Source organism: Actinophytocola oryzae (assembly GCF_004364325.1).
GTDB lineage: Bacteria > Actinomycetota > Actinomycetes > Mycobacteriales > Pseudonocardiaceae > Actinophytocola > Actinophytocola oryzae.
The window spans coordinates 41,734-56,278 of record NZ_SOCP01000002.1 but is presented as its reverse complement, the minus strand read 5'-3'; the positions used below and the strand labels follow the sequence as shown (position 1 = coordinate 56,278).

13 protein-coding genes are annotated in these 14,545 nt (G+C 71.5%); 5 read left to right on the top strand and 8 right to left on the bottom strand.

Annotated features, from left to right (window positions below):
* Positions 1 to 17: 17 nt before the first annotated feature.
* Positions 18 to 878: a mycofactocin-coupled SDR family oxidoreductase gene (locus tag CLV71_RS04245; RefSeq protein WP_133901287.1), complete on the top strand. Its 861-nt coding sequence runs from the start codon at positions 18 to 20 to the stop codon at positions 876 to 878.
* A gap of 53 nt (positions 879 to 931) precedes the next feature.
* On the opposite strand, the gene CLV71_RS04240 is transcribed toward CLV71_RS04245, so the two are convergent.
* Both CLV71_RS04240 and CLV71_RS04235 read right to left on the bottom strand, forming a co-directional pair.
* Positions 932 to 1,789 (bottom strand): crotonase/enoyl-CoA hydratase family protein, encoded by an 858-nt coding sequence (locus CLV71_RS04240; RefSeq protein ID WP_133901286.1) that lies wholly within the window; start codon positions 1,787 to 1,789, stop codon positions 932 to 934.
* 94 nt (positions 1,790 to 1,883) lie between these two features.
* The gene (locus CLV71_RS04235) at positions 1,884 to 3,068 is read right to left on the bottom strand and encodes a CoA transferase (RefSeq protein WP_243866216.1); all 1,185 of its coding nucleotides are present in this window, start codon (positions 3,066 to 3,068) and stop codon (positions 1,884 to 1,886) included.
* A 431-nt stretch (positions 3,069 to 3,499) separates the two neighbouring features.
* On the opposite strand from CLV71_RS04235, the gene CLV71_RS04230 reads away from it, so the two are divergent.
* Entirely contained in the window at positions 3,500 to 4,972 is a 1,473-nt protein-coding gene (locus CLV71_RS04230; RefSeq protein ID WP_133901285.1) for an aldehyde dehydrogenase family protein, read from the top strand.
* A gap of 14 nt (positions 4,973 to 4,986) precedes the next feature.
* On the opposite strand, the gene CLV71_RS04225 is transcribed toward CLV71_RS04230, so the two are convergent.
* From CLV71_RS04225 to CLV71_RS04200, 6 genes are all read right to left on the bottom strand, one after another.
* Entirely contained in the window at positions 4,987 to 6,639 is a 1,653-nt protein-coding gene (locus CLV71_RS04225) for an FAD-binding protein (RefSeq protein WP_133901284.1), read from the bottom strand.
* Positions 6,640 to 6,803: 164 nt separating this feature from the next.
* A complete protein-coding gene (locus tag CLV71_RS04220) occupies positions 6,804 to 7,520 on the bottom strand; it encodes a TetR/AcrR family transcriptional regulator (protein ID WP_133901283.1) in 717 nt (238 codons plus the stop codon).
* 69 nt (positions 7,521 to 7,589) lie between these two features.
* Positions 7,590 to 8,288 carry a TetR/AcrR family transcriptional regulator gene (locus CLV71_RS04215; RefSeq protein WP_133901282.1) on the bottom strand — a complete coding sequence of 233 codons (699 nt, stop codon included), beginning with the start codon at positions 8,286 to 8,288 and terminating at the stop codon, positions 7,590 to 7,592.
* Between the two features lie 50 nt (positions 8,289 to 8,338).
* Positions 8,339 to 9,199 (bottom strand): SDR family NAD(P)-dependent oxidoreductase, encoded by an 861-nt coding sequence (locus CLV71_RS04210; protein ID WP_243866215.1) that lies wholly within the window; start codon positions 9,197 to 9,199, stop codon positions 8,339 to 8,341.
* The gene (locus CLV71_RS04205; RefSeq protein WP_133901281.1) at positions 9,196 to 10,428 is read right to left on the bottom strand and encodes a cytochrome P450; all 1,233 of its coding nucleotides are present in this window, start codon (positions 10,426 to 10,428) and stop codon (positions 9,196 to 9,198) included. The genes CLV71_RS04210 and CLV71_RS04205 overlap by 4 nt, the downstream gene beginning before the upstream one ends.
* Before the next feature lie 94 nt (positions 10,429 to 10,522).
* Positions 10,523 to 10,717 carry a ferredoxin gene (locus tag CLV71_RS04200; protein ID WP_133901280.1) on the bottom strand — a complete coding sequence of 65 codons (195 nt, stop codon included), beginning with the start codon at positions 10,715 to 10,717 and terminating at the stop codon, positions 10,523 to 10,525.
* 301 nt (positions 10,718 to 11,018) lie between these two features.
* Between CLV71_RS04200 and CLV71_RS04195 the strand changes: the two genes are divergently transcribed.
* The 3 genes from CLV71_RS04195 to CLV71_RS04185 are packed head-to-tail and all read left to right on the top strand — an operon-like array spanning position 11,019 to position 14,534.
* Positions 11,019 to 12,194: an amidohydrolase family protein gene (locus CLV71_RS04195; RefSeq protein WP_133901279.1), complete on the top strand. Its 1,176-nt coding sequence runs from the start codon at positions 11,019 to 11,021 to the stop codon at positions 12,192 to 12,194.
* A gap of 2 nt (positions 12,195 to 12,196) precedes the next feature.
* Positions 12,197 to 13,411: a M24 family metallopeptidase gene (locus CLV71_RS04190; protein WP_208297383.1), complete on the top strand. Its 1,215-nt coding sequence runs from the start codon at positions 12,197 to 12,199 to the stop codon at positions 13,409 to 13,411.
* Positions 13,401 to 14,534 carry a M24 family metallopeptidase gene (locus tag CLV71_RS04185; RefSeq protein ID WP_133901278.1) on the top strand — a complete coding sequence of 378 codons (1,134 nt, stop codon included), beginning with the start codon at positions 13,401 to 13,403 and terminating at the stop codon, positions 14,532 to 14,534. Before CLV71_RS04190 ends, CLV71_RS04185 begins: the two co-directional genes overlap by 11 nt.
* Positions 14,535 to 14,545: the final 11 nt, after the last annotated feature.

Sequence of the window (14,545 nt, the reverse complement as noted above, 5' to 3'; positions counted from 1 at the left end):
CCAGAAAGGAGACCCGGATGGGTCGGGTACAGGACAAGGTCGTCCTCATCACGGGTGCGGCACGCGGTCAGGGACGTGCTCACGCGCTGCGGCTCGCCGAGGAGGGCGCGAACGTCATCGCCGTCGATCTCTGCGCGCAGATCGACAGCGTGGGCTATCCCCTGGCCGTGCCGGAGGACCTCGACGAGACCGCCCGCCAGATCGAGAAGCTGGACCGCCGGGTCGTGACGCGGACACTGGACGTGCGCGACCCGGCGGCGCTGAAGGCCGCGGTGGCCGACGGCGTCGCGGAGCTGGGCAGGCTCGACGCCGTGGTGGCGCAGGCGGGCATCGCGCCGATCGGCGCCGTGGGGAACGCGCAGGCCTTCCTCGACGCGGTCACGGTGAACTTCAACGGCATCGTGCACACGGTCGACGCGGCGCTGCCGCACCTGGCGGACGGCGGCTCGATCGTGGCGACCGGCTCCGTCGCGGCGCTGATGCCGCCGTCGAGCACCGGGAGCCAGGACTTCGGCAAGCTCGGCTACTCGTTCGCGAAGCGCACGGTGGCGTCGTTCGTCAACGACCTGGCCGCCACCCTCGCGCCACGCCGGATCCGGGCGAACGCCGTGCACCCGACGAACACCAACACGCCGATGCTCAACAGCGACCCGATGTACCGGGAGTTCCGCCCGGACCTCGACAACCCGGCGCGCGAGGACGTCCTGGAGGCGTTCGAGGTCATGACGGCGATGGGGCTGCCCTACGTCGAGCCGACCGACGTCGCGGACGCGGTGCTGTTCCTCGTGTCGGACGAGTCGCGCTTCATCACGGGCGCGCAGCTGCGCATCGACGCGGGGGCGATCGTCAAGCGCCGCCCGCAGCAGCCGCAGTTCTGACCAGGACGCGGAAAGGCCGGTGGTGAGGGCCCCGGCCTTTCCGCCTTTCCCGCTCAGGAGCCCCAGGGCTGGAACGGCCGGGCGGGCCACCACGGGTAGAACCGGGGCATGTCCGCCGACACGCGGTCGGGGAACCGGGCCGGCCGCTTCTCGAGGAACGCCGTGACGCCCTCCTTCGCGTCCGGCGAGGCGCCACGGGACTGCATCACGCGGGAGTCCAGCATGTGGGCCGTCATCGGGTGGTCGGCGGCGAGCATGCGCCACAGCATCTGGCGGTTGAGCGCGACGGAGACCGGGGCGGTGTTGTCGGCGATCTCGCGGGCCAGCGCGTAGGCGGCGGGCAGCAGCTCCTCGGGTGGGTGCACCGACCGGACCAGGCCGCCGCGGCACGCCTCCTCCGCGTCGAAGACCCGGCCGGTCGCCGCCCACTCCAGCGCCTGGCTGATCCCGACGAGCCGGGGCAGGAACCAGCTCGACGCCGCCTCGAGCACGATGCCGCGACGGGCGAAGACGAAGCCGAACCGCGCGTCCGCCGACGCCAGCCGGATGTCCGCGGCCAGGGTCATGGTGACGCCGATGCCGACCGCCGGGCCGTTGAACGCCACGATCACGGGCTTCATCGAGTCGAGGATCCGCAGCGAGACGCGCCCGCCGTCGTCGCGATGGGCGGCGCCGTCCTCGTAGTCGAAGGTGGTGGCCCCGGAGCCCAGGTCCGCGCCGGCGCAGAAGCCACGGCCGGCGCCGGTCAGCACGACGGCACGCACGTCGTCGTCGTTGTCGGCGTGGTCGAAGGCGCTGATCAGCTCGTCGGCCATCGTCACCGTGAAGGCGTTGAGCCGGTCCGGCCGGTGCAACGTGACGGTGAGGACGCCGTCGTCGAGCTCGTAGCGGATCTGTTCGTACTCGTTCATGTCCCGTCTCTCCATGTGTCCTCGGAAGTGGTCGTCTGTCGGGATCAGCCGCCGGCCACCACCTCGCCCCGGACGGGGGTCGCGCGCGGGCCGGTCACGCGCACCCCAGCTCCCGCAACACTTCCGCCGTGTGCGCGCCGCCCGGCGCGGCGGGGACGCGGGAGGCCCTCGGCGTCGGCGAAGCGACCGGCACGCCTGCGGGCACGGGTGCCCCGCGGCCGGTCGCGTCCACCGTGGACGCGACCACGTCGGCCATCGCGAGGTCGTACAGCACGCCGGCGCCGTCTCTCGGCGCGGTCATGGCGAGTTCGGCCGCGACGAGGCCGGTCAGCGGATCGGCTATCGCGTCGCCGCAGAAGTACGGCGTGCCGTCCTCGCCATGGACCACGAGGCCGTTCGCCGCGGCCACGTCGTCGCCGAAACCCACCCGGTCGGAGTCCCGGCCGTACGCGGTGATCGACACCCAGACCGTTCCCGAGGCGGCCGACGCGGCGGCGTCGAGGCCGAAGCGCGCCAGCGCTCGCGGGCGCGACGCCTCCAGCACGATGTCCGCCGAGTCGACGAGCCGGGCCAGCGCGCGGCGCTCCTCGGGGATGTCCGGGTCGAGGACGACCGACCGGTGTCCGCCGTGCAGTAGGCGGTAGAAGGCCGGGTTGCCGAGCCGGGCGCCGTCCGGGCGTCGGGGCGTCTCGACCTTGACCACGTCGGCACCGAGGAGCCCCAGCAGGTGCGCGCACAACGGACCGGCCCAGAGCGCGGTGAAGTCCACCACGCGCAGACCGGCGACCGAACGCGGCGTTCCCGGCGAGGGCGGGGTCGTCGCCGCGGGGGCGCGGACCACGCCCGCGGCGACCCCGAGCATGGTGGCTCGGGCGACGAGTTCGTCCCCCGACCGGCCGCTCAGCCACGCGGCGACCGCCGGCCACGGATCGGTGGGCAGCTCCGCGCCGACCAGCGCGCCCAACAGCGCCGGGTCGTCGGGCCGGGCACAGGAGACCGCCGCCCAGCCGTCCCCGGTCGGCAGGATCCGGCAGCTCCCGCCGACCGAGACCGGACCGAGGCGACGGCCGCCGGTGAACGCGGCACGCTCCGACAGCAGCCGGGCGCCGTCGACGGGAAACCCGCACCGCAGGGCGACCTCACGCGCGAGCGTGGCGGCCCGGCCCGGCGGCACCAGCGGTGGTCCGGCGGCCGAACCGGTCAGCTCGGCCACCCCGCTGCGCGCCCAGTCCCGCACGCGCCCCACGGTGTCGTTCCCGGTCTCGTCGTGGACAGTCACCCGATCTCCTGCGTGGAACTCGCCTCCGGCGCCGCGAACACGCCCCACGACGGCGACGGCGCCGTCCGGTGCGGCCCTCGGACGCGGCGACCGCCCGGGACCGGGGCCTGGGGGACGGGATCGATCATGCGGGTCCAGGTGAGGACGGGGGTACCAGACTCCGAACGGATCTCCACTGTAGCGCCGACGAGGAGTCGGGGTCGCCGGCACGGAGCACCCAGCGGGCGCCGCCCGCCTCGCGGGCGCGGCGACCGACCTGATGGCGCCAGGGATCGACTCTGCCGACCAACCCCGGGAAGAGTAACCTTATATTTGCCGCGATCGACAGTACCGGACAGCAAGCTTGAGCCTCACTCACACTACGGCCGTGGCTTGACACAAATAAGTATCCTCAATATTGGACAAGACCTCAACGCCCGGGAGGCTCGGCGATGCCGACGGACTACTCGTTCTCCTCGCAGCTCTACATCGACGGCGGCTGGACCGACGGCACCTCGGGCTCGCGGACGGTCGTGACCAACCCCGCGACGGAGGAGGTGATCGCGGAGGTGCCCTCGGCGTCGGTCGACGACGTCCGCGCGGCGGTCGCCTCGGCGCGCCGGGCGTTCGACGACGGCCCCTGGCCGCGGCTGCGGCCCGCCGAGCGGGCGGCGGTCCTGCTGCGCATGGCCGAGGCCATGGAGCGCCGGATGTCCGAGCTGGTCGCGGTGAACATGGCCGAGGCCGGCTCGGTGCGGCCGATCGCGGAGAGCATCCAGACGGGCATCCCGGTGGCACACCTGCGGGACATGGCGGAACGCGTGATGCCCGCGTTCGCGTGGGAACGTCCGATGGAACCCACGATCGCCGGCCCCGGCATCACCCAGGGCCAGCTGCGGCGCGAACCGTACGGCGTGTGCGCACTGGTCGCGGCCTACAACTTCCCGTTCTTCCTCAGCATGATGAAGCTGATCCCGGCACTGGCGGCCGGCTGCACGGCCGTGCTGAAGCCCGCGCCGGCAACACCGCTGGAGTCGTTGCTGATCGGCGACTTCGCGGACGCGGTGGACCTGCCGCCCGGCGTGCTGAACGTGGTCACGGGCGGTGTGGAGGCAGGCCAGGAGCTGACCACGAACCCCATGGTCGACCTGGTCAGCTTCACCGGGTCCGACACCGTGGGGCGCACGGTGTACGCGCAGGCCGCCGCGTCGGTCAAGAAGGTCGTCCTGGAGCTGGGCGGCAAGTCGGCGAGCATCGTCCGCGCGGACGCCGACCTCGACGGCGCCGCCCGGTCCGCGCTCGCCGGCATCACCGTCCACGCGGGCCAGGGCTGCTCCCTGCTGACCCGCACGATCGTCCACGAGTCCGTCCACGACGAGCTGGTCGACCGGATCCAGGCGGGCCTCGCCCACGTCCAGGTCGGCGACCCCGCGCGGGCCGGCACCACGATGGGCCCGCTGATCAGCGCCGCACAGCGGGACAGGGTGGAGAAGCTGATCCGCACCGGCGAGGAGGAGGGCGCGACCCTCGTGGCAGGCGGCGGCCGCCCCGCGGGCCTGGACAAGGGACACTTCCTGGAACCGACCCTGTTCACCGGGGTGCACAACGGGATGACGATCGCGCGGACGGAGATCTTCGGCCCGGTGGGCGTCGTCATCCCGTTCCGGACCGACGACGAGGCGGTCCGGATCGCCAACGACAGTCCGTACGGGCTGTCCGGTGCGGTCTGGAGCGCGGACACCGTGACGGCGCACGGGATCGCGAGCCGCCTGCGCACGGGCAGTGTGTCGGTCAACGTCGGTGGCGGCGTCAACCCCCGGGCCGCCTTCGGCGGCTACAAGCAGAGCGGTCTCGGCCGCGAGTGGGGTGAGTTCGGGCTGGCGGAGTACCTCCAGACCAAGAGCGTCAGCTGGGCCGCCCGCTGACGGCGGCCGGGCAGTCAGGTGTCCCGGGTGCACGCGTGCTCCGCGGCCACGAAGCCGAACACCATGGTGTTGCCGATGCTCCCGCCGGCACCGAGGTACGCGCGGCCCATGACGGTCGCCGTGATGTTGCCGGTGGCGTACAGGCCCGGCAGCGGTTCGTCGTCCTCGCCCAGGACCCTGGCGTGCTCGTCGGTGACCAGACCACCGCACGTGCCGACGTCGCCCGGGAAGATCGGCAGCGCGTAGAACGGGGCGCGGTCCAGCGGCCCGAGTGCCGGGTTCGGCTTGTGCCCCGGGTCGCCGAGGTGCCGGTTGTACCGCGACTCGCCGCGCCCGTACGCCGGGTCGCTGCCCGTCGCGGCATGACGGTTGAATGCCTCGATCGTGTCGACCAGACCGGACGGGTCGATGCCGCACGAGTCCGCCAGCTCACCGAGCGTGTCCGCCTTCTTGATCTCCCCACTCGCCACCCACTCCTTCGGCAGCCGGCCGACGCTGGTCTGGGAGTGCGTGTAGCTCCGCCGGTAGTTGTCGTCGAACACGAGCCAGCACGGCACCGTGCCGAGCGCGAACATGGCCTTGCCGACCTCCACGTAGGAGTTCGCCTCGTTGCAGAAGCGCTTCCCCCCGGTGTCGACGAAGACCGTGTGCGCCCGCTGGCGCGCGCTGTTCATCGCGGACATCCCGAAGTACGGGGACGGGCTCGGCAGCCACCACGCCTCGTCCATCAGGTCCGTCCTGGCGCCGAGCGCGACGGCCATCGACAGCACCTCGCCGGTGTCGCCGGGGTTCGCCATCGTCCACTCGCCGGTGGTCTTCTGGTCGCCGCCGTGCTTCTGCCGCATCTCCTCGTTGCGGGCGAACCCGCCTGCCGCGAGCAGCACGCCGGCACGGGCCCGGACACGGGTCGTCACACCGCCCCTGGTCACGCGGACGCCGGTCACCCGGCCGTCCTCGACCACCAGCTCCTCGACGGCGGAGTCCAGCCAGACCGGGATGCCGCGGGCGACGAGCTGTTCGAGGATCTGCCCCATGAGCGACGAACCGTTGGTGAGCAGCGGACGACGCCGGAGCTTCGCCCACAGCGTGCGCATCGCGATCCGGCCCGCGACGGCGAAGCTGCGCCGCGACCGGTTGAAGTGCATCATCGCCGGGATCTCCTCGGTCATCGCCGAGAACCCGATCGACGCCGCCAGACCCGGTTGGAGCTTGTCCCGCCACTCCCCCAGGCGCCGCGCGTCGTAGGGGACCCCCTCGACGGACCGGCCCTCGGCGTTGCCGCCGGGTGAGAGGTCGTAGTAGTCCGGGTAGCCCGCGCACCGCTTGAACCGCACACCGGCGTCGGACAGGAACGAGATCATCCTCGGCCCGTCGGTCAGGTAGGCGTGCCGCCGGGCCGTCGACGAGCCGGGACCCGCGTCCCCGACCACCGAGTCGAAGTACGCCATGCCCTCGTCGTAGGAGTCGCTGATCCCGTCGGCCAGCATCAGCGGGTTGGCCGGGACCCACACCATCCCACCGGACATCGCGGTGGAGCCCCCGACGAGGGGCTGTTTCTCGATCACGAGAGCGGAGCGGCCCTGTGCCGCCGCCCGCAGGGCGCCGACCAGGCCACCACCGCCACTGCCGACGCTGACGAAGTCGTACGCACAATCCCATTCGGACATCGTTGTCTCCGAAATCAGGTAGCGATGGGTGTTCGACGTGCGACGGCCCGCGCCCGACCAACAGCCACCTCGGGGGAACGTGGCGGAACTCAGCCACGATCCACCTCGATAGCCGCACGTTCGCCGGGACGCGACCCACACGTGGAAATCCGGGAGCGGACCAGCTAGTCCTCGGTCGTCGTGACCGGTGCGGTCCACATGCCGACGAGGACGTCCACCAGCCCGGTGGCCGCTTCGTCCCAGGTCGGCGGGTGGACCGGCTGGCCGTCGGCCAGCGATCGCTCACGCTCGGCGCACATCTGCACGATGACGTGGCTCGCGATCCGCGAGCGGTCCTCGAGCACCCGGTCCGGCAGGTCCGGCAGGCACTCGCGCAGGCCGTCGAGGATCCGCTGTATCGGCTGCGAGGTCGCCTCCTCGACGGCGGTCTCCCGCAGGCCGGGGTCGGTCAGCACCTGCGCGATGAACCGCGCGTGCCAGGTGGGCGGCCCCTCGGCGTCCAGCAGCTCGGTGTAGGGGAACACGAGGCAGGTGACCCAGCCGCGGAGGTCGGGTGCGTCGCCGAGCTGCGCGATCCGCCGCTCCCGCCCCACGCTGACCCGCTCCATGAACCGGCGCATCACGGCGCGCACGAGGTCGGCCTTGTTCGCGAAGTAGTACCCGACGACGGAGGTGTTGCCCCGGCCCGCGGCGGCCCCGATCTGCCGGTTCGACACGGCCAGGACGCCCTGCTCGGCGAAGAGCCGGACCGCCACCTCGATGATCGTGTTGCGGGTCGCCTCGCCGCGGCTGTCCACACTGGTGACCCCGGCACGCGGCGCGCGGGCAGCCTCGCCCGTGGCGTCCCAGCTGCCGACCCGCGATGTCTCACCGGTCTGCATACCCGCGTGTCCTTCGTTGTCCGTGGTCAAGCCACGAGGTGGCCGGTCCGACCTTAGCCGATGATGACCTCATGTCCGTTCTCCGAGGCCGGCGCCACGATGCGCGCTCCGCTCGGCGAGCCGTACCGCCGTGCACGGCGCGGTCCAGATGCCGGCGACCATGTCGATGAGACCGACGGTCATGTTCCGCCAGCTCGCGCCGGTCCCCGCCGTGCCGGCCGCCACCGCGGCCTCCCGCTCGGCGCACACCTGCACGATGACCTGCGACACGACGTCCCCCCGCTGCGCGGCGGTCTCCTCCGGCATCGGCGGCAGGTAACCGTCCAGTGCGTCGCAGGTGGCACGCAGCGTCGGGGACTGCCGCGCCTCCTCGAAGATGACGGCCCGCAGCGTCGGGTCGGCCATCGCCTGGGCGCACACCCTGGCGAAGTACGTCGTGCTCCGCTGCGCGAAGTGGTCCGTCCAGGGGTGGAGCAGGCAACCCAGCCAGTCGCGGATGCCGGCCGAGGAGTCCATCTGCGCGAGCAGTCCGGCGCGCGTCGACTCCACGCCGACGGTGAACCGCCGCGTGATCGCCCGCACGAGGTCGGCCTTCGTCTCGAAGTGGTGGCCGGACACCGTACCGTCCGCCACGTCCAGGACCGATCCGAAGCGCCGGTTCGACAGTGCCGTCGCGCCCTGCTGGACGAAGAGTCGTTCCGCGGTGTCCAGGTTGGACACCCGCGGCACCGGGCGGCCCTTCGCCCGGCGGCCCGGTACCCCGGGCACGCCTCTCGGCCGTGCCAGGGGTACCGATGGGAGGGGATGGCGCCGATCTCTCACCGAGCCGCCTCCTTCGCGAGCGTCCCGCCACCGTTCCCGGCGATCCTGGCCATGTGCTCCGGCTTGTACGGGTTGCCCGCCGACCCGCCGCCGTCGACCGGGAGGACGACCCCGGTGAGGAACGACGAACGGTCGCTCGCCAGGTACAGCGCGGCCTCGGCCACGTCCGCCGCCGCCCCTTCGCGCGGCAGGGGCGTGGACGCCGCCATGATGGCGCGGAAGGCCGCCACCCTGGCGTCGCCGTCTCCGTCGGAGAACGAACTGGCCAGTAGCCCGGTCGGGATGTTGCCCGGCGCGATGCAGTTGACCCGCACACCGTGCTCGGCCAGGTCGATCGCGACCGACTTGGTCATCTGGATGAGCCCGGCCTTCGACGCGCGGTAGGTGATGACACCCCGGCCTGCCGTGATCCCGCCGATCGATGCCAGGTTGACGATCGACCCGCCGCCGTGCGCGGCCATGTGCCTGGCGGCCTCCTGGGTGCCGACCATGATGCCCAGCAGGTTGATCGCCATGACCCTGCTGAAGTCGGCGAAGTCGTCGTCGAGGAAGTTCTGGTGCATGGCACCGGACACCCCGGCGTTGTTCACCATCACGTCGAGCCCGCCCATGGTGTCCACCGCGAACCGGACGAGGTCCCTGACCTGCTCCGGCTCCGCGACGTCCACCTCGCGGAAGACGGCGTTCGGCCCGATCGCGTTCGCGACCGCCGTACCGGCCGCCGCGTTCACGTCGGCCAGCACGACCCGCGCACCGGCCTCGGCGAACCGCTCGGCGATACCCCGGCCCAGTCCCCCGGCCGCCCCGGTCACGACGGCGACCCGTCCCGCCAGCTCGTTGGTCATGGACGCCGTCACCAGGCCACCGGGAGCGAGTACACGCCGAAGGCGAGCCGGTCGTGCTTGAACTCGATCCGGTCCAGGGTGGTGGCGAGCCGGAGCGTCGGCACCCGCTTGAACAGGGTGTCGAAGACCACCTGCAGCTCGACGCGGGCCAGCTGCTGGCCGACGCACTGGTGGATGCCGAACCCGAAGGCGTGGTGCTCCCGCGCGGGACGGGTCAGGTCGAGCCGCTCCGGCTCGGCGAACGTCCTCGGGTCGCGGTTGGCGGTCGCCAGCTCGATGATGATGCCCTCGCCGGCCCGGATGTGGACATCGCCGATCTCGATGTCCTCCTTGGCGATGCGCCGCTGTCCGTTGTGGATGATGCCGAGGTAGCGCAGCAGCTCCTCGACGGCGCCCGCGACGACCGTCTCGTCCTCCGTGTCGCGCAGCAGAGCCAGCTGGTCGGGGTTCTGCAGCAGCGCGAGCGTGCCGAGGCCGATCATGTTCGCGCTGGTCTCGTGGCCCGCGACCAACATGCCGAGACCCATCTGTGCCGCCTCGGGCACCGAGATCTCCTCCGCGACGACCCGCGCGGCCAGGTCCGAGAGCACGTCGTCGGCCGGGTTCTCGATGCGCTTGCCGACCAGCTCCGCGAGGTACTGCACCTGTGCGGCGAAGGACTGCATGCCCTGCTCGACGGTCGCGGTCCGGTCGACGCCCACCGACGCGTGGTGCTGGAAGAAGTCACGGTCCTCGTAGGGCACGCCGAGGATGTCGCAGATCATCAGCGACGGCAGCGGCATCGCCAGCGCCTCGACCAGGTCGGCGGGCGCCGGGCCCGCGGTCATGGCGTCGAGCAGCTCCTCGGTGAGCCGCTGGACGACCGGGCGCATGGCCTGCACGCGCTTGAACGTGAACGGTGAGGTCATCATCCGGCGGTACCGGGTGTGCGTCGGCGGGTCCGTGTTGAACACGGAGTCCGACCGCTGCGGGGCCATCGTGCGGATGCTCTCGTTCCAGTGCGGGAACCCGGGGACCCGGTCGTCCACGCTGACCCTCGGGTCGGACAGGAGCGCCCGCTGCTCGGCGTGCCCGGTCACGAGCCACGGCGTGCTGCCGTCCCAGATCCGCACCCGCGCGACGGGCCGCTCGACGACCGACGCACGCAGCTCGCGCGGCGGGTCGAAGGGACAGCCCGCCTCCCGAGCCATCGGGAAGGTGGGGGTTTCCTCGCGTGCGGCCGAGGTCAAGGTGTCGGACATATCGTTTCCGCGCTCCTTCGCTGCGGTTCGGCCATTCGGCGTTCGCCTGCCTCGCTCCGCTCGGTGCCGGGCGGACCTCGGTCCGGCGGTGCGCTCAGGCCCTGAGATGGATCGCCTGCGCCGGGCAGAGGGCCGCGGCGCTGCGGACGCCGTCCTCCGACCCCTGCGGGGCGACGGACGCGAGCAGTACGACGATCCCGTCCTCGTCCCGCTGGTCGAAGACCTCGGGCGCGCTGGCCGCGCACTGACCGGCCGCGACACACCTGTCCTCGTCGATGCTGATCTGCATGGGGATTCCTTCCGGGATGCCTCGGAGTCAACACCGCCCCGTTCGTTTGAGTCAACCGGTTGACTCAAAATTGACACTTTTCACTCAACCGGTTGACTCAAAACTTGGCTGGGTGTTCACTTCAACCGGTGGCAGGCGTCACTCGGGCCGCGACGGTTTTCCTTTGACCAGACCGGAAAGCGGCCCACGCGCGGTGAACTCCACAGCGAAGAGGCGCAGGTTCCGCGCGGTACCGGGTCCGTATTCCCGCCGGCACTTCCAGCGGACGGCCGCCGGTGTCTCGAACTCAGGAGGATCAACGATGACCGTCCAAGCAACCCCGCCGGTGTCCTTCTACCCACCCGGCGGCCTCGGCGCACCCAAGGACCGTCGCGGCCACGCGGCCGAGAACGTCACGGGCCTGCCGACCGGTACCGAGGTCTTCTCGGCCGACAACCACATCTCCCTCGCCGACGACATCTTCTACGAGCGGCTGCCCGAGGAGTTCAAGGAGAAGGCGCCTCGTGTGTGGTACGAGGACGGCGCCTTCGAACTGGGCCTCAACGGCATGTCGTTCCTGCCCGGCGAGTTCACCCAGGTGCTCATGCAGTACGACCCGCTGCTCGGCGCGGGCTCGGGCAACCCGGAGGCACGCAGGGACCAGCTCGCCGCGGACGGCGTCACCAGGGAGCTGGCCTTCCCGAACGCGTTGCTGGCACTGCTGTTCTTCCCGGACAAGGACCTCAAGGAGCGCTGCTTCCGGATCTACAACTCCTACGTCGCGGAGCTGCAGGAGCGCTCGCCTGGCCGGTTCTACGGCGTCGGGCTGATCAACTGGTGGGACGGCGACGGCGCCCGTCGCACGCTCGCCGAGCTGAAGTCGTTGGGGCTGCGCACGTTCCTGCTCCCGCTGAACGGCGGCCAGAACAACGAGGGCACCCAGCTCGACTACTCGGCCGACTACATGAACCCCGTGTGGGAGGCGATCGCCGAGTCCGAGGTGCCGATCGCGCACCACATCGGTGAGGCGCCGCTGTCCGCGCCCTGCGAGGTGAACGGCATCGCGGTGGGCATGGTCCACAACGTCGCGCCGTTCCGCGAGATGTTCGGCCGCTACGTGCTCGGCGGCATCCTCGACCGCCACCCCGGCCTGCGGGTCGGCTGGTTCGAGGGCGGCATCAACTGGGTGCTGTCCGCGCTGCAGGACGCCGAGCACATGCACGCGTCCTTCAAGCACATGCTCAACCACCAGGTCGAGCACGACCCCAGGTACTACTGGGACAACAACATGTACGCGTCGTTCATCGTCGACCCGCTGGGCCTGCAGATGATCGACAAGATCGGCGTCGACCGGGTGATGTGGTCCTCGGACTACCCGCACAACGAGAGTTCCTACGGCTACTCGGAGAAGTCCCTCGCCGCGGTCGTCGACGCCGTCGGGCCCGAGAACGCGGTCAAGATCGTCAGCGGCAACATCCAGAAGTTCCTGGGCCTGTAGCCGTGGCGACGATCGCGATCCCCGAGACACCCGACATTCCCCGGATGCGCCGGGAGACCGGCGCCCGCCTGCGTGGCGCGATGGCGGAGCAGGGCGTGGACGCGCTGGTGCTCATCGGCAACAGCAACGTCAGCTACGCCACCGGCGCCAGCTGGCCGCTCGGGGACTCCGGACTGGCCCATGTGGACCGTCCGGTGGCGGTCGTGCTCGCCGGCGACGAGTGGCCGCACCTGTTCATGCCCTTCCGCGAGGGCGTCGCGCCCGACTCGGGGCTGCCGGCCGACCACGTGCACGGCCCGGTATACCTCGAGTTCGACGAGGGCGTCGAGGAGTTCGCCGCGACGCTTTCCGGGCTGGTGCCGGCCGGCGCGTCGGTCGGCGTCGACGAGCTGACGGGTGCCATGCGCCGGGGGCACAAACGCCTCTTCGGCGACCGCACACCGTCGGACGCGGCGTTCGTGCTCGCGACGGCGAAGGTCGTGAAGACGCCGGACGAGCTGTCCTGCATGCGGAGGGCTCTGCGCATCACCGAGGAGGCGATGGTCGACATCGACGCGGCCGTCGCACCCGGTGTCCGCCAGATCGACCTCTCCGCGAAGTTCGTGCGCCGCGCGTTCGAGCTGGGTGCCACGGCCAACCTCCTCGACCCGATCTGGCAGATCATGCCGGCCAGCCGGGCCGAGGGCGTGTGGACCACGCACGGCGACCTCGCGCTGCCGCTGCTGTCCACCGAGCGCGAGCTGGAGCGCGGCGACGTGCTCTGGACCGACGTCAGCATCAACTACGCCGGCTACTGCTCGGACTTCGGCCGCACGTGGTGCGTCGGGCAGGACCCCTCACCCCGGCAGGAGGCGCAGTTCCGGCGGTGGCACGACATCGTCGAGGCGGTCCTGTCGGTGACCAGGGCCGGCGTCACGGCAGCCGACCTCACGACGGCGGCCGTCGAGGCCAACGGCGACGGGACCCGCCCCTGGGTCAAGCACTTCTACCTGGGTCACGGGCTCGGCGTCGACGCGGCCGAGATGCCGTTCGTCGGCACCGACCTCGGCCAGGAGTTCGACGAGAACCTGGTGCTGCAGCACGGAAGCGTGCTCGTCCTCGAACCCATCGCGTGGGAGGACGGCACCGGAGGATATCGCGGCGAGGAGATCATCGTGATCACGGACGACGGCTACGACCGGCTCACCGACTACACCTACGATCCCTATGGCAACTGAGGTCCTGCCGGACGACCACGCTCTCCGCTCCGGGCGGCGGGAGCGTGCCCTGGCACAGATGGCAGCCCACGACCTCGACGTCCTGGTGCTGGGCCGTACCGCGAACGTGCGGTACGTGACCGGCGCTACCCTGCTGTGGCTGGCCGGGACCCAGCCGTTCGGACCGGCGTGCATCCTGGTCCGCGCCACCGGCGCGATCCACCTGCTGTCCACCTGGGACGACGGGATTCCCGAGGACATCCCCCGGGAGAACCTCTTCGGCCTGACGTGGAACCCGATGAACACCATCACGGTGCTGCAGGGGATCGACGGCGCGGCGGGCGCGCTCCGGGTCGGGACGGACACCCTGTCCCCGATGTTCGCCCAACTGCTGCCGATGGCGTTCCCCGCCGCCGAGATCGTGGACGGCGAGGTGGCCATGCGGGCGGCGCGGCGGACCAAGACCGCCGAGGAGCTGGTCGCCATCCGCGAGTCCGTCGCGGTGGCGGGCGAGAGCCTGGCGAAGGCGGTCGCCGAGCTGCGGCCGGGGGTCACCGAGAAGGAGCTGGCCGGTGTCCTCCTCGAGGCGTCGGCGGCCGGTGGGGTCACGACCCCCGCGGTCCAGGACGCCGCGTGGCTCACCAACCCCGAGCACCCGTGGCGGCGGGTGGCAGGCGAACGCGATCTGGCGACCGGGGACCTGGTGGCGTTCACCTCGGGCGTGGTGGCGCACGGGTACATCGGCGAGGTCGGCCGAACGCACCTGGTGGGTGGCGAGGCCGCGCTCACCGAGCCGGTCGCGGCCCTGTACGCCCGCTGCGACACGTTGTGGGCGAACCTGCTCGACGCGTGCGAACCGGGTGCGCCGGGGCAACGGCTCCTGGACGTCTACGAGTCGGCGGGCGAACCGCTCCCACCGATGGCGGTGGCCCGGGGCCTCGGGTTGGGTTTCGACACGCCGGTGATCACCTCGGGCCTGCCCGCGACCGCGGCGAAGGAACGGCTCGACGTGGGCAGCGTGCTCGCCGTGACCGCCTACGTCTGGGAGAGCGGTGTCGGCGCGGTGTTCCACCGGGACTCGGTCGCGATCACCGAGAACGGACCGGAACCGCTCTCCGAGGACACCGCAGTCCCCAGCAGCTGAAGGGAACACCG

Coding starts and splice junctions, on each gene's coding strand:
- CLV71_RS04245 (WP_133901287.1), top strand. CDS start 18: ATGGGTCGGGTACAGGACAAGGTCGTCCTCATCACGGGTGCGGCACGC.
- CLV71_RS04240 (WP_133901286.1), bottom strand. CDS start 1,789: ATGAACGAGTACGAACAGATCCGCTACGAGCTCGACGACGGCGTCCTC.
- CLV71_RS04230 (WP_133901285.1), top strand. CDS start 3,500: ATGCCGACGGACTACTCGTTCTCCTCGCAGCTCTACATCGACGGCGGC.
- CLV71_RS04225 (WP_133901284.1), bottom strand. CDS start 6,639: ATGTCCGAATGGGATTGTGCGTACGACTTCGTCAGCGTCGGCAGTGGC.
- CLV71_RS04220 (WP_133901283.1), bottom strand. CDS start 7,520: ATGCAGACCGGTGAGACATCGCGGGTCGGCAGCTGGGACGCCACGGGC.
- CLV71_RS04205 (WP_133901281.1), bottom strand. CDS start 10,428: ATGTCCGACACCTTGACCTCGGCCGCACGCGAGGAAACCCCCACCTTC.
- CLV71_RS04200 (WP_133901280.1), bottom strand. CDS start 10,717: ATGCAGATCAGCATCGACGAGGACAGGTGTGTCGCGGCCGGTCAGTGC.
- CLV71_RS04195 (WP_133901279.1), top strand. CDS start 11,019: ATGACCGTCCAAGCAACCCCGCCGGTGTCCTTCTACCCACCCGGCGGC.
- CLV71_RS04185 (WP_133901278.1), top strand. CDS start 13,401: ATGGCAACTGAGGTCCTGCCGGACGACCACGCTCTCCGCTCCGGGCGG.